The 23,825-nt window shown below is 61.1% G+C and carries 27 protein-coding genes and 1 tRNA gene; 14 read left to right on the top strand and 14 right to left on the bottom strand.

Annotated elements, in window-relative coordinates; all coding sequences use genetic code 11:
- Nucleotides 1-55: 55 nt before the first annotated feature.
- On the bottom strand, nt 56-1,249 hold the full coding sequence (gene dxr, locus PMI09_RS04950; protein WP_007789502.1) for a 1-deoxy-D-xylulose-5-phosphate reductoisomerase: 1,194 nt from the start codon (nt 1,247-1,249) through the stop codon (nt 56-58).
- A 190-nt stretch (nt 1,250-1,439) separates the two neighbouring features.
- Here dxr and PMI09_RS04945 point away from each other — a divergent pair, with 190 nt between their 5' ends.
- Nucleotides 1,440-1,709 carry a BON domain-containing protein gene (locus PMI09_RS04945; protein ID WP_007789500.1) on the top strand — a complete coding sequence of 90 codons (270 nt, stop codon included), beginning with the start codon at nt 1,440-1,442 and terminating at the stop codon, nt 1,707-1,709.
- Between the two features lie 4 nt (nt 1,710-1,713).
- Here PMI09_RS04945 and PMI09_RS31660 read toward each other — a convergent pair whose 3' ends face one another.
- Entirely contained in the window at nt 1,714-1,860 is a 147-nt protein-coding gene (locus tag PMI09_RS31660; RefSeq protein WP_007789498.1) for a hypothetical protein, read from the bottom strand.
- 183 nt (nt 1,861-2,043) lie between these two features.
- On the opposite strand from PMI09_RS31660, the gene PMI09_RS04940 reads away from it, so the two are divergent.
- On the top strand, nt 2,044-2,688 hold the full coding sequence (locus PMI09_RS04940; RefSeq protein WP_007789495.1) for a ThuA domain-containing protein: 645 nt from the start codon (nt 2,044-2,046) through the stop codon (nt 2,686-2,688).
- 3 nt (nt 2,689-2,691) lie between these two features.
- Here the strand turns inward: PMI09_RS04940 and PMI09_RS04935 are convergent, their stop codons facing one another.
- Complete coding sequence (locus PMI09_RS04935; RefSeq protein ID WP_007789493.1) at nt 2,692-4,362, bottom strand: phosphoethanolamine transferase; 1,671 nt, start codon at nt 4,360-4,362, stop codon at nt 2,692-2,694.
- Between the two features lie 107 nt (nt 4,363-4,469).
- Entirely contained in the window at nt 4,470-5,501 is a 1,032-nt protein-coding gene (locus PMI09_RS04930; protein WP_007789491.1) for a LacI family DNA-binding transcriptional regulator, read from the bottom strand.
- A gap of 143 nt (nt 5,502-5,644) precedes the next feature.
- Here PMI09_RS04930 and PMI09_RS04925 point away from each other — a divergent pair, with 143 nt between their 5' ends.
- From PMI09_RS04925 to PMI09_RS04910, 4 genes are read left to right on the top strand one after another with little or no spacing between them, the layout of a single operon-like run.
- A complete protein-coding gene (locus PMI09_RS04925) occupies nt 5,645-6,733 on the top strand; it encodes a fatty acid desaturase family protein (RefSeq protein WP_037081940.1) in 1,089 nt (362 codons plus the stop codon).
- A gap of 34 nt (nt 6,734-6,767) precedes the next feature.
- Nucleotides 6,768-7,082 (top strand): MocE family 2Fe-2S type ferredoxin, encoded by a 315-nt coding sequence (locus tag PMI09_RS04920; RefSeq protein ID WP_007789486.1) that lies wholly within the window; start codon nt 6,768-6,770, stop codon nt 7,080-7,082.
- 10 nt (nt 7,083-7,092) lie between these two features.
- Nucleotides 7,093-8,319 (top strand): NAD(P)/FAD-dependent oxidoreductase, encoded by a 1,227-nt coding sequence (locus tag PMI09_RS04915; RefSeq protein WP_007789485.1) that lies wholly within the window; start codon nt 7,093-7,095, stop codon nt 8,317-8,319.
- Between the two features lie 29 nt (nt 8,320-8,348).
- Nucleotides 8,349-9,146, top strand: coding sequence for a 3-methyl-2-oxobutanoate hydroxymethyltransferase (locus PMI09_RS04910; protein ID WP_007789484.1), 798 nt, complete (start codon nt 8,349-8,351; stop codon nt 9,144-9,146).
- Nucleotides 9,147-9,197: 51 nt separating this feature from the next.
- Here the strand turns inward: PMI09_RS04910 and PMI09_RS04905 are convergent, their stop codons facing one another.
- The 4 genes from PMI09_RS04905 to PMI09_RS04890 all read right to left on the bottom strand — a co-directional run bounded on the left by PMI09_RS04905 (nt 9,198) and on the right by PMI09_RS04890 (nt 11,511).
- Nucleotides 9,198-9,548: a hypothetical protein gene (locus PMI09_RS04905; protein ID WP_007789483.1), complete on the bottom strand. Its 351-nt coding sequence runs from the start codon at nt 9,546-9,548 to the stop codon at nt 9,198-9,200.
- Nucleotides 9,549-9,680: 132 nt separating this feature from the next.
- Complete coding sequence (locus PMI09_RS32785) at nt 9,681-9,827, bottom strand: DUF7014 domain-containing protein (protein ID WP_443216168.1); 147 nt, start codon at nt 9,825-9,827, stop codon at nt 9,681-9,683.
- 370 nt (nt 9,828-10,197) lie between these two features.
- Nucleotides 10,198-10,274 (bottom strand) — tRNA-Arg (locus tag PMI09_RS04895).
- Nucleotides 10,275-10,347: 73 nt separating this feature from the next.
- A complete protein-coding gene (locus PMI09_RS04890) occupies nt 10,348-11,511 on the bottom strand; it encodes a M20 aminoacylase family protein (protein ID WP_007789481.1) in 1,164 nt (387 codons plus the stop codon).
- A 156-nt stretch (nt 11,512-11,667) separates the two neighbouring features.
- Here PMI09_RS04890 and PMI09_RS04885 point away from each other — a divergent pair, with 156 nt between their 5' ends.
- Nucleotides 11,668-12,795, top strand: a complete 1,128-nt coding sequence (locus PMI09_RS04885) for a D-alanyl-D-alanine carboxypeptidase family protein (RefSeq protein ID WP_007789479.1) — start codon at nt 11,668-11,670, stop codon at nt 12,793-12,795.
- Nucleotides 12,796-12,807: 12 nt separating this feature from the next.
- A complete protein-coding gene (locus PMI09_RS04880; RefSeq protein WP_007789476.1) occupies nt 12,808-13,971 on the top strand; it encodes a CobW family GTP-binding protein in 1,164 nt (387 codons plus the stop codon).
- A 6-nt stretch (nt 13,972-13,977) separates the two neighbouring features.
- Here the strand turns inward: PMI09_RS04880 and PMI09_RS04875 are convergent, their stop codons facing one another.
- The 5 genes from PMI09_RS04875 to PMI09_RS31655 form a co-directional block, all read right to left on the bottom strand.
- The gene (locus PMI09_RS04875) at nt 13,978-14,202 is read right to left on the bottom strand and encodes a sulfurtransferase TusA family protein (RefSeq protein WP_007789474.1); all 225 of its coding nucleotides are present in this window, start codon (nt 14,200-14,202) and stop codon (nt 13,978-13,980) included.
- Between the two features lie 4 nt (nt 14,203-14,206).
- Nucleotides 14,207-15,430, bottom strand: coding sequence for a L,D-transpeptidase family protein (locus PMI09_RS04870; protein ID WP_007789472.1), 1,224 nt, complete (start codon nt 15,428-15,430; stop codon nt 14,207-14,209).
- A gap of 190 nt (nt 15,431-15,620) precedes the next feature.
- Nucleotides 15,621-16,574, bottom strand: a complete 954-nt coding sequence (locus PMI09_RS04865) for an acetyl-CoA carboxylase carboxyltransferase subunit alpha (protein WP_007789470.1) — start codon at nt 16,572-16,574, stop codon at nt 15,621-15,623.
- Between the two features lie 63 nt (nt 16,575-16,637).
- Nucleotides 16,638-17,591, bottom strand: coding sequence for a site-specific tyrosine recombinase XerD (gene xerD, locus PMI09_RS04860; protein WP_007789467.1), 954 nt, complete (start codon nt 17,589-17,591; stop codon nt 16,638-16,640).
- Nucleotides 17,592-17,595: 4 nt separating this feature from the next.
- On the bottom strand, nt 17,596-17,772 hold the full coding sequence (locus tag PMI09_RS31655; protein ID WP_007789465.1) for a hypothetical protein: 177 nt from the start codon (nt 17,770-17,772) through the stop codon (nt 17,596-17,598).
- A 146-nt stretch (nt 17,773-17,918) separates the two neighbouring features.
- On the opposite strand from PMI09_RS31655, the gene PMI09_RS04850 reads away from it, so the two are divergent.
- Genes PMI09_RS04850 through PMI09_RS04835 form a run of 4 tightly spaced genes read left to right on the top strand, consistent with a single transcriptional unit; the run spans nt 17,919 to nt 21,460 of the window.
- Complete coding sequence (locus PMI09_RS04850; protein ID WP_007789464.1) at nt 17,919-18,506, top strand: shikimate kinase; 588 nt, start codon at nt 17,919-17,921, stop codon at nt 18,504-18,506.
- The gene (aroB, locus tag PMI09_RS04845; RefSeq protein ID WP_007789462.1) at nt 18,506-19,636 is read left to right on the top strand and encodes a 3-dehydroquinate synthase; all 1,131 of its coding nucleotides are present in this window, start codon (nt 18,506-18,508) and stop codon (nt 19,634-19,636) included. The genes PMI09_RS04850 and aroB overlap by 1 nt, the downstream gene beginning before the upstream one ends.
- Nucleotides 19,633-20,943, top strand: a complete 1,311-nt coding sequence (locus tag PMI09_RS04840) for an HlyC/CorC family transporter (protein WP_007789460.1) — start codon at nt 19,633-19,635, stop codon at nt 20,941-20,943. Before aroB ends, PMI09_RS04840 begins: the two co-directional genes overlap by 4 nt.
- A 37-nt stretch (nt 20,944-20,980) precedes the next feature.
- Nucleotides 20,981-21,460 carry a DUF2938 domain-containing protein gene (locus PMI09_RS04835; protein WP_007789458.1) on the top strand — a complete coding sequence of 160 codons (480 nt, stop codon included), beginning with the start codon at nt 20,981-20,983 and terminating at the stop codon, nt 21,458-21,460.
- Nucleotides 21,461-21,516: 56 nt separating this feature from the next.
- On the opposite strand, the gene PMI09_RS04830 is transcribed toward PMI09_RS04835, so the two are convergent.
- A complete protein-coding gene (locus PMI09_RS04830; RefSeq protein WP_037081939.1) occupies nt 21,517-21,798 on the bottom strand; it encodes a BolA family protein in 282 nt (93 codons plus the stop codon).
- Nucleotides 21,799-21,898: 100 nt separating this feature from the next.
- On the opposite strand from PMI09_RS04830, the gene PMI09_RS04825 reads away from it, so the two are divergent.
- Both PMI09_RS04825 and cobS read left to right on the top strand, forming a co-directional pair.
- Nucleotides 21,899-22,510, top strand: coding sequence for a J domain-containing protein (locus tag PMI09_RS04825; RefSeq protein ID WP_007789454.1), 612 nt, complete (start codon nt 21,899-21,901; stop codon nt 22,508-22,510).
- Between the two features lie 315 nt (nt 22,511-22,825).
- Nucleotides 22,826-23,818 (top strand): cobaltochelatase subunit CobS, encoded by a 993-nt coding sequence (gene cobS / locus PMI09_RS04820; RefSeq protein ID WP_007789452.1) that lies wholly within the window; start codon nt 22,826-22,828, stop codon nt 23,816-23,818.
- The last annotated feature ends 7 nt before the right edge of the window (nt 23,819-23,825 follow it).

Genomic DNA, 23,825 nt, shown 5'->3' with positions numbered 1-23,825 from the left:
GCGCCCTGGCGCGGCACGTGGCCTAAACGCATTATCCGGGAAAGTGAGGCCGCCGTCAGGCGGCCTTTTCGTTGAGGGTTACCAGTTCCGCGGCAAGCCTGCGGGCCTCCGCATCGGCGGCAAAGACGTCGTCCATCGTCTTCGCCTCGCCCGTTGCGATCATCTTATCCATGACCGCTTCGGCAATGTCGGCCATGGCCAGGAAGCCGATCCGCTCCTCGACGAAGGCGTGAAACGCAACTTCCTCGGCCGCATTCATGATGGCGCCCTGTAGGCCGCCACGTTCCAGCGCCGTACGCGCCAGCCTCAGCGCCGGGAAGCGCTCTTCATCCGGCGCCTCGAAGTCGAGGCGGGAGAGCTTGGCGAAATCCAGCCGCTCGACGTTTAATGTCGGTCGGCGCGGGTAGTCGAGGGCGTAGCCGATCGCCGTCCGCATGTCGGGGCTGCCGAGCTGGGCGATGATCGATCCATCCGTGTAGCCGACCATGGAGTGAATGATCGATTGCGGGTGTACGATCACTTCGATCTGGTGCGGATGAACGCCGAAGAGATGCTTTGCCTCGATCATCTCCAGCGCCTTGTTGAACATCGAGGCACTTCCGACCGAGATCTTCAGCCCCATCGACCAGTTGGGGTGTGCTCGCGCCGTCGCTGCGGTCACATTCGCCATGTCGGCGCGTGACCAGGTGCGGAAGGGCCCACCCGAAGCTGTCAGGATGATCCGTTCGACAGCGTGCCGCTGGTCTTCGTCAAGAGATTGAAAGATCGCGCTGTGTTCGCTGTCGACAGGGATCAGCCGCCCGCCGCCCTTTGCCACGGCATCGACAAAGAGGTCGCCAGCCGACACCAGACATTCCTTGTTGGCAAGCGCGATCGTGGCGCCCTTGCGGGCGGCGGCAAGCGTCGGCGCCAGTCCCGCGGTGCCGACGATGGCGGCCATGACCCAATCCGCATCGAGGTCTGCGGCTTCCGCAAGGCCGGATATGCCGGCGGCCACGGCAATGCCGCTGCCGGACAGTTCTTCCTTCAGAGAGTGATACTTGCCGTCGCTGGCCGTAACCGCAAGCTTGGCACCCGCGGACCTGGCCTGCTGCGCCAGAAGCCGGACGTTCTCGTTGCCTGTTACGACGGAGATCTCATAGCAGTCCCGTCCGCCTAATTGCTCGACGACGTCGAGCGTATTTTGTCCGATCGAGCCGGTTGAGCCAAAAATACTGAGGCGCCTGGGCGCGCTTCCGCCTGCCATCATCGGTGATTTCGCCAAAACACTTGCATTGGCTCTGGCTGTACAGGGGATTGAAATAAGCGGCAAGTGTGCGGCGCAGCAGAAATCACGCAGTCGTCTCAATGTCAGCAGCTTTCGTCTGTCGGGTGGTTCGGGGCGAAACCAACTGGCCAGTTGCCGCGTTTTGCAACTATCGAGACAGGAGGAAGGAAGAATGGTTTTCAAGCAACCGACGTTCTTTGGCGAGCCCTACGAACCGCAGACTGGGGCGGATCAGGACGCAGCGCTCGAGGAGGCCGTGGCGAATGCCCTGGCTGTAGCCGGTGGGATTGATGCCGCGGATGTGAAGGTGACTCTGGACGATCATGCCGTGGTGCTGACGGGCATCGTTGCCACAGCCCCGGAGATTGAGCGCGCGACTGCTGTCGCACAGGCAATCGCCGGGACGACGCCGGTACGCAATGAAATCAAGATAGCGCAGTGAGATGTCAGCCCGCGAAGCGTTCCATCTCGAAAACCGCGACCCTGTCCGTCTTGGGCGTCGTGATCGGCCCTGTCGATTTATAGGCGGTCGCGAGCAACAGGCCGCTGACGATGAGATATGCGAATGCAAGCAACGTCAGTTTCATGCGCATGGCGAGCGCTCCTCTCTTTATCCCCCAACGCCGTTTAGGTCGGAAAGTTCCCGCTTCGGATTACGGTCAGAAAATGTGATCGGCAAAGGCTTGCACTGGCTTCTATCGGCCGTCCTGTCGTAAGGAGAAGGTCGGCCGTCTGTGTGAACTCCTCGGCCGATGCTTTTGGCAAGGGAGGTGCGTATGCGCAAAGCGATCATCGTCTGGGGCGGTTGGAGCGGTCACCAACCTGAAGCGTGCGCGCACCGCGTCGGGGAGCTGTTGCGGGAGGATGGCTTTGCCGTCGAGGTGACCGGCGACCTTAGCATCTTCGGCTCAGCCGCGATCGCGAAGGCCGATCTGCTTGTGCCCGTCATTACCGGCGAGAAGATCGAGAAAGCACATGCTGATGGCTTGGTGGAAGCGGTGCGCGGCGGTCTCGGGCTCGGTGGACATCACGGCGCACTTGCGACCTCGTTCAAAGAGAGCGCGCCGTTCCGTTATGTCTCCGGGGTGACCTGGGTCGCCCATCCAGGCAACATCATCGATTTTCGCGTCAACATTACGCGCCAGCACGACCCTGTGATGGAGGGGGTACCCGATTTCGACTATCGGTCCGAGCAGTATTATCTTCACTACGATCCGTCGGTCGAGATTCTGGCGACGACGAGCTTTTCAGGCGAGTATGATGCGGCCGCCCGGAACGTCATAATGCCTGTTGCCTTCAAGCGCCAGTTCGGCTCGGGACGCGTGTTCTACTCGGCACTTGGCCATGTAGCGAGCGAGTTCGATCATCCCTACATGCGCCTCATTCTTCGTCGCGGCCTTTCGTGGGCGGCGCGCTCTTAGCCGCTAGGAGGTCCGGCCTGTCCTGCAGCCGGCAAAGACGTCCAGCTTCGCGTTGTAGGCGCGTGTCGAGACATTCATCATCCCGAGCACGCTGTGGAACAGGTTGTCATGGGATGTCGGCTGTGCCGTCGACTGGGCAAGACATGCCTTGTCGAGCGCCATCGAAGCGGTGAAATCCGGGTCGAGCCAAACGAGGAACGGAACGTGAGTCTGCTCCTCCGGGGCGAGGATATAGGGTGCGCCGTGAAGGTAGAGGCCTTTTTCGCCCAGCGACTCACCGTGATCCGACATGTAGATCAAACCGCTGGCGATCTTGTCGCTCCGGGCCTTGAGCCTGTCGATGACGGTCGAAAGGAAATGGTCGGTGTAGAGGATGGAGTTGTCATAGGCATTGACGATCATGTCGTCTTTGCAGTTCGCGAGCTCCGCCGTCTCGCACTCAGGCGTAAACCTCCGGAATTCCTTAGGGTAGCGCAGATAATAGGCCGGCCCGTGGCTGCCGATCTGATGCAGCACAAGCACGCTATCCCTGGTCACGCCGTTCAGCCATGCGTCCAGTTTGTCCAGAAAAATGCCGTCCTGACATTCGCCGTCCCTGCAGAACCGCGGATCCGTCGATTTTGCGAGGTCGACATAATTGATGCGCGCTGCGGCGCCCTTGCTGCCGGTGTTGTTGTCGAACCAGGTCGCGTCGATGCCTGCGTGGGCAAGAACATCCATCAAGCCTTCGTTCTCGATGCCTTTGCTATGGGTGAAGCTTGCGCGCGTGAACTGCGAGAACATGCAAGGTATCGACGTTGCCGTCGCCGTGCCGCAGCTCGTCGTTTGCGGGAAATAGATGACGCCCTGCTTCCGAAGCTCGGGGTTGGTGTCGCGGTGATAGCCGCCGAGCGAAAAGTTCATCGCCCGCGCCGTCTCGCCGGCAACGATAATCGTCACCCGTGGTTTGTGCACGTCCACGACAGGGACGACCCTGGCGTCGGTGCCGAGCGGCTTGACGACGAGCCTGGCCTCTTTGCCGGCCTGTATGAAATATCGTGTGGCGCTGACAATCGGGGTGACGGGGTTCAGGCTCTTCACGATGTCGCGGTGCTGGCGGATCGCTGTGGTATACTCCTTGGCGTAGACGCCCGCGACGGCGCCGAATACCAACAGGCAGCCGACGATCGTCACGCTGTTCCACAAGAGCTTCTGTAGCACGGGGCGGTGAACCACCTTGACCCAAAGGATCAGCGTGATCGGGATGACGGCGAACAATACGACATGCAGGAGAAAGCCGGGCGTAATCAGGTGATTGGCCTCGGCAGGCGTCGTTTCCATCGCATTTCGGATCATGTCGCTGTCGACGATCACGCCGAAGGTGTCGGTGAACCACGCTGCCAGTGCCGCCGCGAGTACCAGGAGAATCAGAACCGGTTTGATGACATATTTTGCCGAGAAAGCCGTGACGATGGCCACGAACAGAACCGATATCGCAATGTAAAGTGCGGCGACCGCTGTCGGCGTCGTGGCGAGATCGGCGTGGACCTTGCCCCAGAACGTCCGGTTCGTAAACAGGACGAGATATAGCCCGGTGATGGCGGACAGCGAAATGCTGCCGATTCTTGGCCGATAAGGCGACGGTTGTATCAAGAAGGCGGCCCTCGGTGCCTGTTTGTTCGCACGGGCGAACATTTAGTCCACCGCAGCAGCGGCTTACTGCGTCATGAAACTGACACACACCTGAATGCACTTACTGCTGACCGATGCCGTTCGTTGGTATGGAATGCCGTGACGAGCGGCTAGATGTTCTCTGAAGTGTAGATATCGAAAGGCAGGAACGACTGCCCCGGAACCGCATCACTCTCCGACCCAAGGGAAGAGGTCATGAGTGTGATCAGCTCGTTGCAGAGGCCTTTGACGGGGGTTGCGATCGCCATGGTCACCACATCGTCGGCGAGTGCAGCGCGCGAGTCCGGTGTCAGTTCGTTGACGACCACGACAAGCTTGCCGGCAAGGCCTTCTTCACGGACGGCGGAGATTGCACCCTCCATGCCACCGCCGCAGACGTAGAATCCGACGAGATCCGGATGCTCCTTGAGGAGATTGACGGTGGCCTCGTGCGTTATCTCCGGGGTTTCGAGGTTGATCAGTGTCTCAAGGACCTCGAAATCAGGCGCATTCTCGCGAAAGTATGAGCGGAAGCCGATCTCGCGCAGCTCATGTCCGTGATAGCGGTGGCTGCCGACGAAGCAGGCGACCTTGCCGGGTCTCTTGGCGGCCTTTGCGATCATCCAGGCGGCCGTGCGGCCGACCTTTCGATTGTTCAACCCGACATAACCCTGGCGGACGCCACTGGCGAGATCAGACAGAATGGAAAAGGAAGCGATGCCTTTGGCTTTCAGATCTTCGACCTCGGCGGTGACGGCCGGATAGTCCGGACCGACCAATGCAATCGCCTGATTGCGGCTGGCAAGAAGCTTGAGCTTTTCGATGATCGCGGCAGGTGTGGACGCCGTCGCATATTCGATCTGCGCGGTGATGCGTGACGATGTGTTGGCGTTGGCCGCCTGCTCGATTTCGCGGGCGAGCGTTTGATAGAACGACTGCGTCGGACGCTGTAAGAGGAAGCCCAGCCGGTGATGCGGGAGGTCCTGAAACACGCGCTGCCGGAGCAGGCCGACGGCATGATAGCCGATCGACGCTGCCGCATTATAGACACGCCGGGCCGTCTCCTCGCGAACGCGATGGCGACCGTTCAGCACACGATCGACCGTCGCGACGCTGACGCCGGAAGCATCCGCCAGATCCTGTATCGTTGGTCGCTTCACCATTTGATCCTTGCAAGAATCCATCATTGTGATGTGGTCTTAATGATGGGTTTTGATAGAATACATCAAGGCTGCATTGTCGCTGTATGAAAGTCAACATATTCTCGTTTGAACAGGCCGGGAGGGATGGCATGCGGGAGGTTGCGATGGCGGATCAGACGAGGAAGCGAGACTACAGCCTGCTCGGCGAAAGCGGCCGGACGGCCGTCGAGATGGGGCTGGCGGCCGCGGAGTGGTATCACACGGATGTTCCGCGCAAGGAGATGAAGGCGCTGATGCAGCGTTCCGACGCGCCTGCTATCCGCGACACGATCATCTGGCTCGGTGCAATGATCGTTTTTGCCGGACTTGGTATCTATTTCTGGGGCTCCTGGCTCGGTGTGCCGTTCTTCCTTGCGTATGGGGTGCTTTACGGTTCGGCGTCCGATAGCCGCTGGCATGAGTGCGGCCACGGCACGGCCTTCAAGACGCGCTGGATGAACGATGCCGTCTATCAGGTCGCCTGCTTCATGATTATGCGCAATCCGGTGACCTGGCGCTGGAGCCATACGCGCCATCACACCGACACGGTGATTGTTGGCCGCGACCCCGAGATTGCAGTGATGCGCCCGCCGGACCTGCTGCGGCTGATCCTCAATTTTTTCGGCATTCTCGATGTCTGGCATGCGATGGTCGACATGCTGCGCAATGCCTTTGGTGTCATCAGCGCGGAGGAGAAGACCTTCATCCCCAAGATGGAGCAGCCGCGCGCCATCTTCATCGCCCGTATCTGGCTTGCCGTCTATGTCGTCACGATCGCCACGGCGATTGCGATGGGGTCTATCCTGCCGCTGGTGCTGATTGGTCTGCCCCGGCTCTATGGCGCATGGCATCATGTGCTGACCGGCCTGCTGCAGCATGGCGGCCTTGCCGACAATGTCATCGACCACCGCCTGAACAGCCGCACGGTCCACATGAACCCGGTCAGCCGCTTCATCTACTGGAACATGAACTACCACGTCGAGCATCACATGTTTCCGATGGTGCCCTATCACGCGCTGCCGCGCCTGCACGCAATGATCAAGCACGATCTGCCGGCGGCAAACCCGTCGATGTGGTCCGGCTATCGCGAGATGATCCCGGCGTTCCTACGGCAGCTGCGCAATGAGGACTATTTCCTGAGGCGCGAGCTGCCGGCGACCGCGCGGCCCTATCGCGAGGAATTCCACGCCGAGCTTACGCCGGCCGCCCAATAGCGCAGCACAAAACACGAAGTTCTGGGAGGACAAGATGAGCGGAAATTGGATCGAGGTCTGTGCTGTCGAGGACATCGACGAGGAAGATGTCATGCGGTTCGACCATCAAGGCAGGACGTTTGCCGTCTATCGCAGCCCTGACGACGAATTTTTCGCGACCGATGGCCTCTGCACACACGAGCACGTCCATCTCGCCGACGGCCTGGTCATGGACGAGATCATTGAATGTCCCAAGCACAATGGCCGTTTCAATTATAAGACGGGGCAGGCCAAGGGCGCGCCGGTCTGCGTCAATCTCAGCACCTATCCCGTGAAGGTCGAAGACGGCGCCGTCTTCATTTCGATCTGAGGAGCCTGCCATGACCCATTTCGTGATCATCGGGGCAGGGGAATGCGGCGCACGCGCGGCGTTTGCCCTGCGCGAAAAAGGGTTTGATGGCGAGATCACGCTGATTGGAAGCGAAGCGCTCGCGCCCTACGAGCGGCCGCCGCTTTCGAAAGCTACTGAGGAAGGGGCTGTGGAACCGAAATTCATCGCCGAGCCTGAGAAATATGCCGCAGTCGGCATCAGCCTGCTGACGAGCGTGACGGTTCAGGACGTTGATCCCGATGCAAAGGCCGTTGCGCTTTCCGATGGCCGTACCATTGCCTATGACAAGCTATTGTTCGCGACCGGCGCCCGTGCGCGGGCGTTTCCTGGAATTGCCGAGGATAGCAAGCATATCCGTCTGCTGCGCACCCATGCCGACGCGGTCGCACTTCGCAAGGCGATGGTGCCTGGAAAGCATATCGTGATCATTGGTGGCGGCTTTGTCGGCTTGGAACTTGCCGCGACGGCACGTGCACTTGGAACTGACGTGACGGTTCTCGAGGGCCTGGAACGCGTGTTGAAGCGCGGTGTGCCGGAGGAGGTCGCAGGGGTGATCTGCGAACGGCATTCGCTCGAGGGCGTCGACATCCGCTGCGGCGTGGCAATCACGGCGATCACGCAAGACGACGAAAGAGCCACCATTCAACTGGCCGACGGCGACATCGTCGAGGCAAATCTCGTGCTCGTCGGAATTGGCGCCACTCCCAATATGGAGCTTGCCGCTCGCGCCGGCCTCCAGATCGACAACGGCATCGCCGTCGACGAATTCCTTCGCACCTCGGCGCCCGATGTCTACGCGGCCGGCGACTGCTGCTCCTTCCCGCTGGCGATCTATGGCGGCAGGCGTGTAAGGCTCGAATCCTGGCGGAACGCCCAGGAGCAGGGGGCCTTGGCCGCCGCCAACATGATGGGGCTTGGCGAAGCCGTTTCGGCCGTGCCCTGGTTCTGGTCCGACCAATATGACGTAACGCTGCAGATCGCCGGTTTGGCGGAGGGCGCCGTCCAGCATTTGCGCCGCGACCTCAGCGATGGCGCCTTCATTCTCTTCCATCTCGACCAGGCCGGCCGGCTGCTTGCCGCCAGCGGCATCGGTCGCGGCAACGCGGTCGCCCGCGATATCCGGCTTGCCGCGATGCTGATCGCGGCGCGTGCGCATCCGGATCCGGCGGCACTGGTCGCAAGCAGCGTCAAACTGAAATCCCTCCTGGCCGCCTGACTGGCGACCCCATTCTCAAGGTATTAGCAATGGGCAAACAAGTGCGTCCGACTGTGCACGACCTCCTGGCGATGAAGGGCAAGCGGCAGCTCAGCATGCTGCGCGTCGTATCGCTCGAGGAGGCCGAAGCGGCCGAGGCTGCCGGCATCGATCTGATTTCCGTTCCGCCCGAACTCCTCTTCGATCCGCGATTTCGCGATGCCGCCCCCGGGCGCTTCGCCATCCCCGGCGGCGAGTATGGTCAAAGCGGCGCCACCACGGATGAGATCCTGCGCTGCGCCGTGAAAATGCGGGCAGCTTCCGCTGACGCCATCTACTGCGCCGCAAGCCTGCAGACGATCAGGCGGCTGCGCGACGAGCATATTCCGGTCTGTGGACACACGGGGCTCGTTCCGTCGCACTCCACCTGGACCGGAGGCTTTCGCGCGGTCGGCAAGACGGCCGAAACGGCGGCTCTCGTCTACAAGCAGGTCAAGGATCTGGAGGCCGCCGGCGCCTTCTGCGCGGAGATCGAGGTCGTGCCGGCCGAAGTGGCCGCGGCGATCTCGCAACGGACCTCCATGCTCATGATCTCAATGGGCGCCGGCAGCGGATGCGATGCGCAATATCTCTTTTCCGAGGATGTGCTCGGCCTCAACCGCGGGCATTGTCCGCGCCATGCCAAGGTCTATCGCAACCTTGCGACCGAATATGATCGGATCCAGGCCGAACGGATCGCGGCATTCCGCGAATACGCCGCCGACATCGCCAGCGGTGCCTATCCGGAGGAGCGTCATCGCGTGCCTGTTGAGGCCGAGGAGCTGGAGACGTTTCTGACAAGGCTTTAGGTGGCCGCGTGGGCCGGGAATAATTCCCGGCCTTGCTCGCCGCCCGAGCGACTAGCTGCAGACTCGAACGCTTTCCGTGTGCCAGCCGCCGTCATAGGCGTTACGAACGTCGCGGTCCTCAAACCAGCAGCGCGGCGGCGGAGGTGGCGGAGGCGGCGGATCGATGTAGCGCGGCCCGCTGTTGTTGTTGACGATCGCGCCACCGATAAGGCCGCCGATCACGCCGGCAGCCAAGCCGCCTGCAATCGCCGCACCATTGTCATGGTGGTGATGTCTGCGTGGGGGCGGCGGACTGTCGTAATATGGTTGACGCCATTCTTGAGCCGCAGCTGTTTCTGCCACAGCAAGGACGCTACTGGCCGCTATCGCTGCGGTGACCACGGACAAGACCAGTTTCTTCATAGTGCCTCCGTCGAGGTTAACCCCCCCCGCCGATCGCACGAATTGCATGCTCATGCTTAACGTCCGATGAACGGAATTTCCAGGGAGCAGCGTCGCTGGTTTCTCTAGCCCAACAAGGTCTTTGATCTCCATTTACGGAAGCTCTTCTTCTGCCGTCGTCAGGAAGACAAGAGTCGAAGCAGTCATGTGGAGCATATAGGCCGTTAGGTAATCAGGGACTGCCTTTGGCGTGGCACCTTGTCCATGACCACTCAACTTATTCCTGCCAGTCGGGAACACTGCTTTCAAGGAGGCATCTCAAGGAAGAGAACTGCGTCTGCCATAAAACGGGGGAATAAGACCCTTTGCGAAAAGGATATCAATGACCTTGCTGGCCGTGTCCTTTGCTGGATCGTATGTCAGGGTGCTATGCACTATTGCAGCCACCGGGGCTTCTCCCCTGTCCGCCCTCAGCGGAGGAGAGGTGATTCGACTGGCGAAAGAGAACGGCAAGTTGCAGTCAGGAGCAGCTCATTTAAAGAAGCAAGCTTCCCTTGTGTATAGAGCCGTCGGGCTTGGAAAGCTGAACTTCGCATTACACGGTCATTACATTCTGCTTCCTCTGCCCTCTGACAGGGAGGTGTAATGCCAAGTAAGTCTTTGAAAACAGTGGTGATCCCGACGCGATTCGAACGCGTGACCCTCAGATTAGGAATCTGATGCTCTATCCTGCTGAGCTACGGGACCACTTGAGCGTCATGCATACAAAAGGCTTGGCCGGAAGCCAAGCTCTTTTGTATCTGTTGGACAAAGTCGGATTTCAGGCGCCGAGGCGCTGTTCGGCGAGCCGCACCCAGTAGGAAATGCCGTGGGCGATGGTTTCGTCGTTGAAATCGTAGGCGGCGTTGTGCAGGCCCGCCGTATCGCCGTTGCCGATGAAGATGAACGCGCCGGGGCGGGCGTTCAGCATGTAGGAGAAATCCTCGCCGCCCATCATCGGGTCAATCTCGGCATTCACGTTGCCTGCGCCAGCAATCTCGCCGGCGATGCGGATGGCGTGGCCGGTTTCCGTCGCGTGATTGTAGGTGACGGGGTAGTTGCGGTTGAAATTGATATCGACTTCGGCGCCGTGGGCGGCAACGAGGCCGTTGACGATCTGCTTCAATCGGGTTTCGGCAAGGTCGCGTACTTCCTCGTCGAGCGTGCGCACCGTACCGGCGATCGTCGCGTCGTTCGGGATGACGTTGTGCGCGAAGCCGGCGTTGAACTTGGTGACCGAGACGACCACCGAGCGCAACGGGTCGACGCTGCGGGAGGCGATTATCTGCAGGTTGCTGACGATGTGCGCGCCGATGGCGATCGGGTCAATCGTGCGGTGCGGCTGTGCCGCGTGGCCGCCGCGGCCCTTGATAGTAATGGTGAATTCGTCGGTGGCGGCCATGATCGCGCCGCTGCGGATGGCGAAGTGCCCGACCGGAAGACCCGGCAGGTTGTGCATGCCGTAGACCTCTTCGATGCCGAAGCGCTCCATCATGCCGTCCTTGACCATGAGATTGCCGCCGCCGCCGCCTTCTTCGGCCGGCTGGAAGATGACGGCGATATTGCCGTTGAAGTTGCGCGTTTCGGCAAGATATTTCGCCGCGCCGAGCAGCATGGCAGTGTGGCCATCATGGCCGCAGGCGTGCATCTTGCCGGGCGTCGTCGACGCCCAGGGCTTGCCGGTGATTTCGGTGAGCGGCAGCGCGTCCATGTCCGCGCGCAGGCCGATGGTGCGAGCGCCTTCGCCCTTGCCCTTGATCAGGCCGACGACGCCTGTTCTGCCGATGCCGGTGACGATCTCGTCGACGCCGAATTCCTTGAGCTTCTCGGCCACGAAAGCGGCGGTGTTCTCGACCGCGAAGAGAAGTTCGGGACGCGCATGGATATGCCGGCGCCACTCGGTCACCTCGTCCTGAAGTTCGGCGGCTCTGTTCAAAATCGGCATGTCAGCTTTCCTGTCGTGAAATCGAAACGGGACGGAACCGGTCGCGGGGACACGATGCCGCAGAAATAACTTAGTCAAGGCCCTTTGCCATGTCATGGCCATATACGTTAAATAGGGGAAACTTTCGAGACTTCCGGACATCTTTAAGGACGAACCGTGTCGACGCGCCAGAATCGTTTGCTTGCCGCCTTGCGGCCGCTCTCAATCGCAGCTTCCGCAGCCGCTATCACTCTTTCGGCCTCCTCCCAAGCCTATGCGAACCCGCATATTCTCGTTGATGTCCAGAGCGGCCGCGTGCTGGAGCACGACGAGGCGTTCCGCAAATGGTACCCGGCCTCGCTCACCAAGCTGATGACCGTCTATACGGTGTTCGATGCGGTTCGCGCCGGTCAGATCAGCCTCGATACGCCTATCGTGATGAGCAAGCGGGCGGCCGCCCAGCCGCCGGCAAAGATGTATTTCAAGCCCGGTCAGAAGCTGACGCTCGACAGCGCGCTGAAGATCCTGATGGTCAAGTCGGCGAATGACATCGCAGTCGCCGTCGCCGAGGCGGTCGCCGGCACACAGGAAGCCTTCGTCTTGAAGATGAACGCCGAGGCGGCGAAGCTTGGCATGACGGACTCGCATTTCGTCAATCCGAACGGCCTGCCGGGCAAGGGCCAGTATACGACGGCGCGCGATCTTGCCGTTCTTTCCGTCGCACTGCGCCGCGAGTTCCCGCAATATGCCGGATATTTCTCGCTTGAAGGCATCACGACGGGCACCAAGAATGTGCCGAGCATCAACGCCCTGATCGGCCGTTTCGCAGGCGCCGACGGCATGAAGACCGGCTTCATCTGCGCCTCGGGCTTCAACCAGATCGCCTCGGCGACCCGCAACGGCCGCACGCTGATCTCCGTCGTCCTCGGCACCGACAGCCTTGCGGCCCGTGCGGATGCGTCCGCCGACCTGCTGCAGAAGGGCTTCACCTCGCAGTTTTCCGCTCCCGACACGCTCGCCTCGCTGCGACCTTATGGGCCGGGCCAGGATCAGGTCACCGACATTTCCGCCGATATCTGCAGCGCCAAGGGTGCCAAGGTCCGCAGCGAAACGCGCGACGAGGTCGGCCGGATGAAGGTCCAGTCGCCCTATATCCAGGAAATGGACCACGAGCCGAACTTCGTCTTCGCGGGACTGATTCCGGGCCAGAACGAACCACAGCCGGACAAGCTGGCGACCGCGGAGACCGCAGGGACCGTTGCCAACGTGCCGGTGCCGCTGCCACGTCCGGCCACCTCCTTCTAAGGTCAGTTTGAGATGAGCGCTGCTTCCGATCGGATACCGGTCACCATCCTGACCGGCTTTCTTGGCGCCGGCAAATCGACGCTGCTAAACCGTATCCTCAAGGATCCGGCGATGAAGGATGCGGCTGTCATTATCAATGAGTTCGGCGATATCGGCATCGATCACCTGCTGGTGGAAAGCTCTGGCGACGCGATCATCGAGCTGTCGGATGGCTGCCTGTGCTGCACGGTGCGCGGCGAGCTGGTCGATACGCTGGCAAACCTCATGGACGCGGTGCAGACCGGCCGCGTCAAGCCGGTGAAGCGCGTTGTGATCGAGACGACGGGTCTTGCCGACCCCGCGCCCGTCATGCAGGCGATCATGGGTAACCCCATCATCGCCACCAATTTCGACCTTGATGGCATCGTGACGGTGGTCGATGTGATCAACGGTTCGCAGACCCTCGACAATCACGAGGAGGCGGTAAAGCAGGTCGCGGTCGCTGATCGGCTGATTCTCTCCAAGCGGACGATGGCTTCATCGGAGGTGTCGGGGGTGCTGGAAGCGCGTCTTGATGCGCTCAATCCGCGCGCGGCGCTGATGGATGCCGACAGCGTCGAAGCAGGGCAGGTGGGTGTCCTCGTCAACGGCCTCTACGATCCGGCAAGCAAGATCGCCGACGTTGGCCGCTGGCTGCGGGACGAGGATGCGCATGACGCGCACCACCACCATGAACACCATCACCATGGCGCTGACGGACATCATCATCTCCATCATCACGGACACGATCATCAGGACCCGCATGATGTGAACCGTCACGATGCCTCGATCCGTTCCTTCTCGATCGTCGAGGACAAGCCGATCGACCCGATGGCGCTTGATATGTTCATCGACCTCCTGCGGTCGGCGCACGGCGAAAAACTGCTGCGGATGAAAGCGATCGTCGCGGTATCGGATCGCCCCGATCGCCCGCTGGTCCTTCATGGCGTGCAGAGCATCTTCCATCCGCCGTCGCGCCTGCCGGCCTGGCCGGACCCTAAGGACCGCCGCACGCGCATGGTCCTGATCACCAAGGATTTGCCGGAAGCTTTCGTCAAGGATCTGTTCGATGCGTTCCTCGGCAAGCCGCGCATCGATACGCCGGATCGGACGGCGCTGAACGACAATCCGCTTGCCGTACCGGGCATGCGGTTCTGAAAGGCTCTAGCCCTTGCGGATGAGGAAGCGGTGGCCGACCTCAGTCTTTTCGGTCTCGATGAGCTCGTGGCCGTCTTCGCTGCAGAAATGAGGGATGTCTATTCCGGCGAGCGGATCGGTCGTTTCGACGCGGATCAGTGCACCCTTCTGCAGGGAGGACATCTTGCGGCGCGTCTTCAGCACCGGAAGCGGGCATTTCAGCCCGCGCAGGTCGTAGAGAACGGTGCTCACGCCATCAATCCTTGCCCCAGAACTTCCAGAACGGCTTCTTTGAGGCGACCTCCACTGGCTCCGGCTGTTCCACCGGCGCGAATGCCAGAGGGCTCGGCGTGGGGACCGGAACCTGGGCCGGAACGGCAGCGGCGACGGCGATTTCCTTTGCTTCGGGCGTTGCCGGCGCGGCACCGGGCGCTGCATTGGCGGCGACCGTGGATGCGGTCTTGCTCGACATCATCTCTTCGAGCTCCGCGACCTTGACCATCTTGCCTGCTTCCAGCGAGGTGCCGGTCGGCGCGTAGGCAAGCTCGCGACCCTTCCGCAGCTTAGCAACCACGGCCTTGCGTTCGGCCTCGCTCGGATCGTACCAGGCCATGCCGTCATACTTCTTCATGGCTTTGGTGTAGTCGGCATCGTAGGTCTTGCCGTAGGAGGCAAGGGCGGCGGTCAGCGCTGGCGGCGTCGACATTGCCGGGCACGCTCCGGCAGGGTTGAAGGCGCCATTATCGGTTGCCTGCTGGTTGAAGACATACTTCTTCTCGCAGACATTCACCTCAGGAGGACGCTTCGTGACCTCGAAGTTGTCGTAGCCGACCTTCAGCATATTCCAGAACTCGATGTTCGGGTTCAGGCGATGCCGCACCATGTTCTCCGCGGTCATGCGGAAGGGAAAGGCCTGAAGCTGTACCGTCGACTGGCCGCCGGCGAAGGCGTCGCGGGCGAAGGCGTAGATCTCCAGAACCTGCTGGTCGGTCATCGAATAGCAGCCTGACGACGAGCAGGCGCCATGGATCATCAGATTGGTGCCATTGCGGCCGTTGACGGCGTCATAGCGGTTCGGAAAGCCGGTGTTGATCGCGAGGTAGTACTTCGAATTCGGATTGAGGTTGGCGCGCGTCAGGTCATAGAAGCCTTCCGGCGCCTGCCGGTCACCCTCTTTCACCTTCGGACCGAGGCGGCCCGACCAGGCGCAGATCTTGTAGTCGGCGATCTTGTCGAAGCGATTGTCGATCTTCGCCTTCCAGATCTCCAGTGCGCCTTCTTCCTTGAAGATGCGGATCATGATCGGCGAATTGCGCTGCATGCCCTTGGCGGAGATCTCGGACAGGATGCGCGGCGGGAGCGGTTGCTCGACCTTGTTCTTGACCCTCGAGAGGTCGACCTGGGCGGTTTCCAATGCATCGTTGCAGCCGGCCAGGGCCAGCGCCATCAGGGAAACATATGCAAAATGACGAATGCGCATTCAAAATAGCCCATCAACAGTATGCAACCCGGCCGCGACGAGCGCGGAGCGAATCATAGGCTGACTATGGTTCACAAACTCTTAGCAGCCTATGAAGCGCGCTCGCGTCCCCCGCAAGTAGGAACGTTATTGATAACATTATTGTGGCCAAGGTTTGGCCTCATTCACAGCGCAGCCGCGCGTTTGTGCACTACAAATTGCGGCCCATGTTGAGAAATTTCTGCCGGCGGTCGTTGCGAAGCTGCTCGCCGGTGCGGTTGGAAAGTTCGCCGAGAGCATTGGCAATGACATCGCCGGTAGCCGCGATCACGCTGTCCGGATCGCGATGCGCACCGCCGAGCGGCTCGCTGATGATGCCGTCGATGATGCCGAGCGCCTTCAGGTCCTCGGACGTGATCTTCATGTTGGTGGCCGCTTCCTTGGCGCGGGCGGAATCGCGCCAGAGGATCGAGGCGGCACCTTCCGGCGAGATGACGCTGTAGATCGCATGCTCCAGCATGTAGACGCGGTTGCCGGTGGCGATCGCGATTGCCCCGCCCGAGCCGCCTTCGCCGATGACGACCGAGACGATCGGCACCTTCACCGAAAGACACATTTCCGTCGAGCGGGCGATGGCTTCGGCTTGACCGCGCTCTTCGGCGCCGACGCCGGGATAGGCGCCTGCCGTATCGACGAGGGTGATAACGGGGAGGCCGAAGCGGTCAGCCATTTCCAGGATGCGGATCGCCTTTCGGTAGCCTTCGGGACGAGCGCTGCCGAAGTTGTGTTTCAGGCGGCTCTTCGTGTCGTTGCCCTTTTCCTGGCCGAGAACGGCGACAGGCTGGCCGCGGAAGCGGGCAAGCCCGGCCTGGATCGCGGCGTCTTCGGAAAACTTGCGGTCGCCGGCGAGCGGGGTGAATTCCTGAAACAGCGTCTTAGCATAATCGACGAAATGCGGTCGCTGCGGATGGCGCGCAACCTGCGTCTTCTGCCAGGCGTTGAGCTTCGAATAGATATCGACCATCGCTTCGCGCACGCGAACTTCGAGCCTGCCGATTTCATCTGACGTGTCGATGCTCTCGTCTTCCGTGGCGAGCTTCTTCAGTTCGATGATCTTGCCTTCGAGGTCGGAGATCGGCTTTTCGAAGTCGAGATAGTTGTGCATGAGGTGCGTTTCCGTTCCTTTTGCCGGGGCTGCTTAGTATGAGCTCGCCCTTTGTTGCCGGTCCTATTCCTGCTTTTTAGCCTGTTTGGCAAGGGGGTGGTGCGTTTGGACCAGTTGTTGAAGCCGTTCCTCCAACACATGCGTATAAATTTGCGTGGTAGAAATGTCCGAGTGTCCGAGCAGTTCCTGAACGACGCGAAGATCCGCGCCATTGGCGAGAAGATGGCTTGCAAATGCGTGCCGCATAACGTGCGGCGAGATCATAGATGGGGTGAGACCTGCCCTGATCGCAAGATTTTTCAGGTCACGCGCGAAAACCTGACGTGGCAGGTAGCCTTCCCTGGAGGCTGCCGGAAACAGCCACGGGCTTTCCTGCGGGACCTTGGCGGCGGCGTTCTCGGTGGCGAGCATGCGGCCGTAGAGCTTCAACGCGGCGATCGCCGATTGCGACAGCGGTACAAGCCGCTCCTTGTTGCCCTTGCCGCGGATCATCAGGAAACGCCCATCCTGATCGAGCACGCGGGCGGGAAGCGAAACAAGCTCGCTGACGCGCATCCCCGTCGCGTAAAGGAGTTCGAGAAGAGCCAGCATCCGAAGCCGCTGAAGCTGGCCGGGGGCAGGGTCATGAGCTTCGGTTTCCGCCTGCTCCAGCAGTCGGCCCACCTCGTCGACACCCATCGTCTTCGGCAGTGGCCGGCCCTTCTTCGGCGCATCGAGTACGCCAGTCGGATCGTCGGTGCGCAGGCCCTCGGCATAAAGGAATTTATAAAACTGGCGCATCGCGGCCAGCCGCCGTGCCTGCGAGGAAGGCTTGAACCCTTGGGCGGCAAGCGAGGACAGGTAGGCCGAAAGATCCGCTGATGCCGCGTCCATCAGGCGCACTCCCTTGCTATTCAGGAAGCCGTGCAGATCATAGAGGTCGCGCTCATAGGAGGATAGCGTATTTGCCGCCGCGCCCCGCTCCGCGCTCATCATTTCCAGAAAGGCTTCGACGTGAACCCAGCCGAGATCCTTCATCGGCTCACTTCTTGGACGGGTTGATGGCGCCGGTCGACGGAGGGTTGATCCGCTCGGACGGAATGCGGATCGTCACGTCGCGCTCCTGCGGCTCGACGAAAGCAACCAGTGCCCACATCGTTCCGTATATCGCACCGGCGATGATCGCCAATATGGCGAGAAAACGGAACAAACTCGGCATTCAACAACTCCATGGCTCTACTTCTTTATGAAGAAGCATGTTTGCAAGTGCAAGAAGATGCATTTGAACCACGTTTCCCTTGCCCGCGACTTGACGCTACACCTGCATTTGTCGATACCGTTCGCAAACAAAGTGTGAATGGACCAATGAGCGACCCAGTTCTGACCGTTGCCGAAAGCTTGAAAGACAGGGCTCGTGCTGCGCTCGGTTCTCGCAATCTGATCCTGGTCGGATTGATGGGCGCAGGCAAATCCTCCGTTGGCCGGATCGTCGCACATCAGCTCGGCATCCCTTTCGTCGATAGCGACGCCGAGATCGAGAAAGTCTCTCGCATGTCCATAAGCGAGTTGTTCGCCGCTTACGGCGAGGAAGAGTTCCGTGCGCTTGAAAGCCGCGTCATGAAGCGCCTTTTGAAGAACGGTCCGCGCGTGGTTTCCACCGGCGGCGGCGCATTCATCAACGACCGGACGCGCAAGCATATCAAGAAGGGCGGCGTCTCCATCTGGCTGAAGGCGGACCTCGACGTTCTCTGGGAGCGCGTCAGCAAGCGCGATACGCGGCCGTTGCTCAAAACCGAGAACCCCAAGCAGACCCTCGAAAGCCTGATGAACGCGCGTTATCCGATCTACGAACTCGCCGACCTCACCGTCCTCTCGCGCGACGTACGCAAGGAACTGATGGCGGAGGAGGTTCTGAAAGCCGTGATCGACTCCCGAACCGAAAGTGCAGCCTGATGAATGCGATTGCCTCCGCCTCCGAACGCAAGGTTCACGTGCCGCTTGGCGAGCGCGCCTACGATATCCTAATCGGGCCGGGCCTGATCGCGCGCGCCGGCGCTGAGATCGCTGCACGCCTGAAAGGCCGCAAGGCGGCTGTCATCACCGATGCGCATGTGGCGCCGCTTTATCTTGACGCGCTCGTCCAAAGCCTCGAGGCGGCAGGCATCGCCTCGGCGACCCTCGTGCTGCCGGCGGGCGAGAAGACCAAGAGCTTCGAGCACCTGATGACCGTATGCGACAAGGTTCTCGAAGCGCGGATCGAGCGCAACGATTATGTCATCGCGCTCGGCGGCGGCGTCATTGGTGATCTCTCCGGCTTCGCCGCCGGCATCGTGCGCCGCGGTGTGCGTTTCGTGCAGGTGCCGACCTCGCTGCTGTCGCAGGTCGATTCCTCTGTCGGCGGCAAGACGGGCATCAACAGCCGCCACGGCAAGAATCTCATCGGCGTCTTCCACCAGCCTGACCTCGTGCTCGCCGACACCGACGTGCTGAATTCGCTGAGCGCGCGGGAGTTTCGCGCGGGCTATGCCGAGGTCGCGAAGTACGGCCTGATCGACAAGCCGGATTTCTTCGCCTGGCTGGAAGCCAACTGGCAGGCGGTCTTTGCCGGCGGGGCGGCCCGCATCGAGGCGATCGCTACGAGCTGCCAGGCAAAGTCCGACGTCGTCGTTGCCGACGAGCGCGAGACCGGGCAACGCGCGCTCCTCAATCTCGGTCACACCTTCGGCCATGCGCTGGAGGCGGCAACCGCCTATGACAGCGCGCGTCTCGTCCATGGCGAAGGCGTTTCGATTGGTATGGTTCTGGCGCACGAGTTCTCGGCGCGCATGAACCTTGCAAGCCCTGATGACGCCCGCCGCGTCGAAAGCCACCTGAAGGCCGTCGGTCTGCCGACGCGCATGGCCGAAATTCCTGGCACGCTGCCACCTGCCGAGGTGCTGATGGACGCGATCGCCCAGGACAAGAAGGTGAAGGGTGGCAAGTTGACCTTCATCCTCACCCGCGGCATCGGACAGTCCTTTGTCGCCAATGATGTTCCCGCCTCGGAAGTGCTGAGCTTCCTCAAGGAGAAACACCCGCAATGACCCTCGACGGCACGTTGGCATTTCTTTCCGCATACTGGCCGGAAATTGTCTCCATCGTGGCCCTCGTGCTCATGTCCGCGTTCTTCTCCGGCTCGGAGACGGCGCTGACGGCGGTCTCCCGCAGCCGCATCCACACGCTTGAAGCCAATGGCGAGGAGCGCGCGGGGCTGGTGCGCCAGCTAATCGAACGCCGTGACCGGCTGATCGGTGCGCTGCTGATCGGCAACAATCTGGCTAACATCCTGTCTTCGTCGCTGGCGACTAGCCTTTTTCTCGGCCTCTTCGGCAACTCCGGCGTGGCGCTTGCCACTCTCGCAATGACCGTCATCCTGGTCATCTTCGCCGAAGTGCTGCCGAAAAGCTGGGCGATTTCGACGCCGGATCGGTTTGCGCTCAATGTCGCCTATGCGGTCAAGCTGTTCGTCGCGGTCGTCGGCCCGCTGTCCTCCTTTGTCAATGCGATCGTGCGCCGGCTTCTCTCGCTCTTCGGTATCAATCTCTCGCGGGAGACCTCGATGCTCTCCGCCCACGAGGAGCTGCGCGGCGCCGTCGATCTGCTGCATCGCGAGGGATCATTCGTCAAGGCAGACCGTGATCGGCTGGGCGGCGTCCTCGATCTCGGCGAGCTCGAGCTCTCCGACATCATGGTCCACCGTATGGCGATGCGGGCGATCAATGCGGACGATCCTCCTGAGGTGGTCGTGCGGACGATCCTCGAAAGCCCCTTTACCCGCATGCCGCTCTGGCGCGGCTCGACGGACAACATCATCGGCGTGGTTCACTCCAAGGACCTGCTGCGGGCGCTCGCCGAGCGCGATGCCGAGCCGGAACATCTCGATATCGCCAAGATTGCCCAGAAGCCGTGGTTCGTGCCTGACAGCACCAGTCTCGAAGCCCAGCTCAACGCCTTCCTGCGCCGCAAGCAGCACTTTGCCGTGGTCGTCGACGAATACGGCGAGGTGCAGGGCATTGTGACGCTGGAGGACATCCTCGAGGAGATCGTCGGCGATATTGCCGACGAGCACGACATCGATATACAGGGCGTGCGCCAGGAGGCGGACGGTTCGATCGTGGTCGATGGCAACGTCCCGATCCGCGATCTCAACCGCGCTCTCGACTGGCATCTGCCGGACGAGGAGGCGACGACGATCGCCGGCCTTGTCATTCACGAGTCGATGACGATCCCGGAAGAGCGTCAGGCCTTCACTTTCCACGAAAAGCGCTTCATCGTTATGAAGCGTGAGAAGAACCGCATCACGAAGCTTCGCATCCGGCCGGCGGAGGAAAACGAGGCCGGGCCGGCCTGACCTTCCGCCGATCCGGCATTTCTTAATGGGATTTCCTATGCTCGATATTATCTGGCGTTCTGTGATTGTCGGTATCGGCGCGACCGCGCTCATGGACATCTGGACGGTGATTTACGGCGCGATAACCGGCGGCGGCCTGCCGAACTGGGCGCCGGCCGGTCGCTGGTTCAAGGAAGTCGCCAAGGGGCGCGTCTTCCACGATGACATCAATACTGCCGAACCCTATCGCCACGAGCAGGCGCTCGGCTGGATCGGCCATTATGCCGTCGGCATCATCTACGGACTGCTGCTCGTGCTGCTCGTCGGCTCCGCCTGGCTCGACACACCGACCTTCCTGCCGGCCTGGATCTTCGCCATCGTCACCGTCGGTGCCGGCTGGTTTTTGATGCAGCCGGGCATGGGGCTTGGCGTCGCCGCCTCAAAGACGCCCAATCCGAACAAGGTGCGCGTCCTCAATCTCGTCGCCCATACCTTCTTCGCGCTCGGGCTCTATGGCACGGCACTTCTTGTCCGCTGACAACTGTCCGGCGCTCTTCCGAAGGAGCGGTGCGCTTCCTATATAGGGACAGCCGCCTACCAGCGCACCGGTTCGCCGGGCGCTGCGGGCTCCACGGCAAGCGCATGCAGTCCCGCATCCAGTTCTGGTTTCAAAAGCTCTGTGATCGCACGGTGCCGCGCCAGTCGTGGCATGCCGGCAAATTTGGCGGACACGATGCGCACCCGCATATGGGTCTCGCCTGTCCCCGTTATGTCAGGCTGATGGCCCGCATGAAGATGGCTTTCATTGATGACGCTGAGGCGCTCGGGCGCGAACGCGGCGGTCAGCTTTTCTTCGATTCGGGTCTGCAGGGTCATGGTCTCGTTGCTTTGCGAAAAAGGTTCCCACCAAGCCAGCAACATTCCGGTTTGTCAATTCTTGTTGTGGCCTCGCTACAGGCCCATAATTAGTGCCGCCATGAGACTCGATTCCAAATATTTCGACCGCATCCGCACCCGCCGCAAACGCGAGCAGGAAACCGAACAGGCCCCCCCCGCCTGTCAGTGGGATGGCTGCGACAAGAAAGGCGTGCATCGCGCTCCTGTCGGACGCAATGCCGAGGGGCAGTTCTTTCTCTTCTGCTTCGAGCACGTGAAGGAATACAACAAGGGGTACAACTACTTCTCAGGCCTCTCCGACGGCGAGATTGCGCGCTACCAGAAGGAAGCGATTACCGGACATCGCCCGACCTGGACGGTCGGCGTGAACAAGGCCGCCAAGAACAGCCCGCTGCATTCCGATCTGCGGTCGGGTTCATATCGCGTGCGAGATCCCTTCGGCTTCGTCAACGGCACCAAGGGCAGCGGTCCCCGCTTTCCCGAACAGCGCAAGCTGAAAAGCCTAGAAGCTAAGGCTTTCGACACGATGGGTCTCGATGCTAGCGCGACCTCCTCGGAGATCAAGAGCCGCTACAAGGAACTGGTCAAGAAGCACCATCCCGACGCCAATGGTGGCGACCGCGGTTCGGAAGAGCGGTTCCGCGCCGTCATCCAGGCCTATCAATTATTGAAGCAGAACGGTTTTTGTTAGTTCCCGTCCTTGCTCTTGGTCTTCAATCAGGTATGGTCCCAAATCGGCTGAGGCCGCAGGCAACCGCGGCATAACTTTCTGCGTTTGTCCCACAGGCGCCTCGGCCACTTCCGGGCGCGGCGTTTCTTGTCCGGGACTTTGTTCAAGAATGCTCGCAAGCGATGGATTTTGTCGCCCCCGAGGTTTCGTTTCAGTCCCGGAGAAGCATCGCCGACGTTCCGACATGAGCGGGCGCGGACCTGATCTGCGGCGTCATGGTAGCGATATGGGCTGAGACAGTATGGTCGGGTGTCGGTCACCCGCCTTGGAGACATGATGAGCAAGATTGACCTTGATATTTCGGAGATTCCGGACACCACCGTTTCGGTCAGGGAGGTCTTTGGCATTGATTCCGACATTCGCGTTCCGGCCTACAGCCAGGGCAGCGCCTATGTTCCGGATTTCGACCCCGACTATCTCTTCGACCGCGAGACGACGCTCGCCATTCTTGCTGGCTTCGCCCATAACCGGCGCGTGATGATCTCCGGCTACCACGGCACGGGCAAGTCCTCGCATATCGAGCAGGTCGCAGCCCGCCTCAACTGGCCGTGCGTGCGTATCAACCTCGACAGCCATGTCAGCCGCATCGACCTCGTTGGCAAGGACGCGATCGTTCTGAAGGACGGTTTGCAGGTCACGGAATTCAAGGACGGCATTCTGCCCTGGGCCTACCAGCACAACGTCGCGCTCGTCTTCGATGAGTACGACGCCGGCCGCCCCGACGTGATGTTCGTCATCCAGCGCGTGCTGGAATCGTCCGGCCGCCTGACGCTGCTCGACCAGAGCCGCGTCATCCGTCCGCACCCGGCATTCCGGCTGTTTGCCACGGCAAACACGATCGGCCTCGGTGACACCACCGGCCTCTATCACGGCACGCAGCAGATCAACCAGGCACAGATGGACCGCTGGTCGATCGTGACGACACTGAACTACCTGCCGCACGACCATGAAGTGAACATCGTCGCTTCCAAGGTGAAGAGCTTCGGCAAGGACAAGAATGGGCGCGATACCGTGTCCAAGATGGTCCGCGTTGCCGATCTGACCCGCGCTTCCTTCATGAACGGCGACCTGTCGACCGTCATGAGCCCCCGCACCGTGATCACCTGGGCTGAGAACGCCGAGATCTTCGGCGACCTCGCCTTCGCCTTCCGCGTTACCTTCCTCAACAAGTGCGACGAGTTGGAGCGCCCGCTGGTGGCCGAGCACTATCAGCGCGCTTTTGGCGTCGAGCTGAAGGAAAGCGCCGCCAACATCGTTCTGGAGGCCTGAGGCCGAC

Source organism: Rhizobium sp. CF122 (assembly GCF_000282035.1).
Lineage (GTDB): Bacteria > Pseudomonadota > Alphaproteobacteria > Rhizobiales > Rhizobiaceae > Rhizobium.
This window is presented reverse-complemented; position numbering and strand designations above follow the sequence as displayed.

Excerpts from the sequence above, each read along its gene's own strand:
- dxr (WP_007789502.1), bottom strand. The coding sequence starts at position 1,249 with ATGATGGCAGGCGGAAGCGCGCCCAGGCGCCTCAGTATTTTTGGCTCA.
- PMI09_RS04945 (WP_007789500.1), top strand. The coding sequence starts at position 1,440 with ATGGTTTTCAAGCAACCGACGTTCTTTGGCGAGCCCTACGAACCGCAG.
- PMI09_RS31660 (WP_007789498.1), bottom strand. The coding sequence starts at position 1,860 with ATGCGCATGAAACTGACGTTGCTTGCATTCGCATATCTCATCGTCAGC.
- PMI09_RS04940 (WP_007789495.1), top strand. The coding sequence starts at position 2,044 with ATGCGCAAAGCGATCATCGTCTGGGGCGGTTGGAGCGGTCACCAACCT.
- PMI09_RS04935 (WP_007789493.1), bottom strand. The coding sequence starts at position 4,362 with ATGTTCGCCCGTGCGAACAAACAGGCACCGAGGGCCGCCTTCTTGATA.
- PMI09_RS04930 (WP_007789491.1), bottom strand. The coding sequence starts at position 5,501 with ATGGTGAAGCGACCAACGATACAGGATCTGGCGGATGCTTCCGGCGTC.
- PMI09_RS04925 (WP_037081940.1), top strand. The coding sequence starts at position 5,645 with ATGGCGGATCAGACGAGGAAGCGAGACTACAGCCTGCTCGGCGAAAGC.
- PMI09_RS04920 (WP_007789486.1), top strand. The coding sequence starts at position 6,768 with ATGAGCGGAAATTGGATCGAGGTCTGTGCTGTCGAGGACATCGACGAG.
- PMI09_RS04915 (WP_007789485.1), top strand. The coding sequence starts at position 7,093 with ATGACCCATTTCGTGATCATCGGGGCAGGGGAATGCGGCGCACGCGCG.
- PMI09_RS04910 (WP_007789484.1), top strand. The coding sequence starts at position 8,349 with ATGGGCAAACAAGTGCGTCCGACTGTGCACGACCTCCTGGCGATGAAG.
- PMI09_RS04905 (WP_007789483.1), bottom strand. The coding sequence starts at position 9,548 with ATGAAGAAACTGGTCTTGTCCGTGGTCACCGCAGCGATAGCGGCCAGT.
- PMI09_RS04890 (WP_007789481.1), bottom strand. The coding sequence starts at position 11,511 with ATGCCGATTTTGAACAGAGCCGCCGAACTTCAGGACGAGGTGACCGAG.
- PMI09_RS04880 (WP_007789476.1), top strand. The coding sequence starts at position 12,808 with ATGAGCGCTGCTTCCGATCGGATACCGGTCACCATCCTGACCGGCTTT.
- PMI09_RS04870 (WP_007789472.1), bottom strand. The coding sequence starts at position 15,430 with ATGCGCATTCGTCATTTTGCATATGTTTCCCTGATGGCGCTGGCCCTG.
- PMI09_RS04865 (WP_007789470.1), bottom strand. The coding sequence starts at position 16,574 with ATGCACAACTATCTCGACTTCGAAAAGCCGATCTCCGACCTCGAAGGC.
- xerD (WP_007789467.1), bottom strand. The coding sequence starts at position 17,591 with ATGAAGGATCTCGGCTGGGTTCACGTCGAAGCCTTTCTGGAAATGATG.
- PMI09_RS31655 (WP_007789465.1), bottom strand. The coding sequence starts at position 17,772 with ATGCCGAGTTTGTTCCGTTTTCTCGCCATATTGGCGATCATCGCCGGT.
- PMI09_RS04850 (WP_007789464.1), top strand. The coding sequence starts at position 17,919 with ATGAGCGACCCAGTTCTGACCGTTGCCGAAAGCTTGAAAGACAGGGCT.
- aroB (WP_007789462.1), top strand. The coding sequence starts at position 18,506 with ATGAATGCGATTGCCTCCGCCTCCGAACGCAAGGTTCACGTGCCGCTT.
- PMI09_RS04840 (WP_007789460.1), top strand. The coding sequence starts at position 19,633 with ATGACCCTCGACGGCACGTTGGCATTTCTTTCCGCATACTGGCCGGAA.
- PMI09_RS04835 (WP_007789458.1), top strand. The coding sequence starts at position 20,981 with ATGCTCGATATTATCTGGCGTTCTGTGATTGTCGGTATCGGCGCGACC.
- PMI09_RS04830 (WP_037081939.1), bottom strand. The coding sequence starts at position 21,798 with ATGACCCTGCAGACCCGAATCGAAGAAAAGCTGACCGCCGCGTTCGCG.
- PMI09_RS04825 (WP_007789454.1), top strand. The coding sequence starts at position 21,899 with ATGAGACTCGATTCCAAATATTTCGACCGCATCCGCACCCGCCGCAAA.
- cobS (WP_007789452.1), top strand. The coding sequence starts at position 22,826 with ATGAGCAAGATTGACCTTGATATTTCGGAGATTCCGGACACCACCGTT.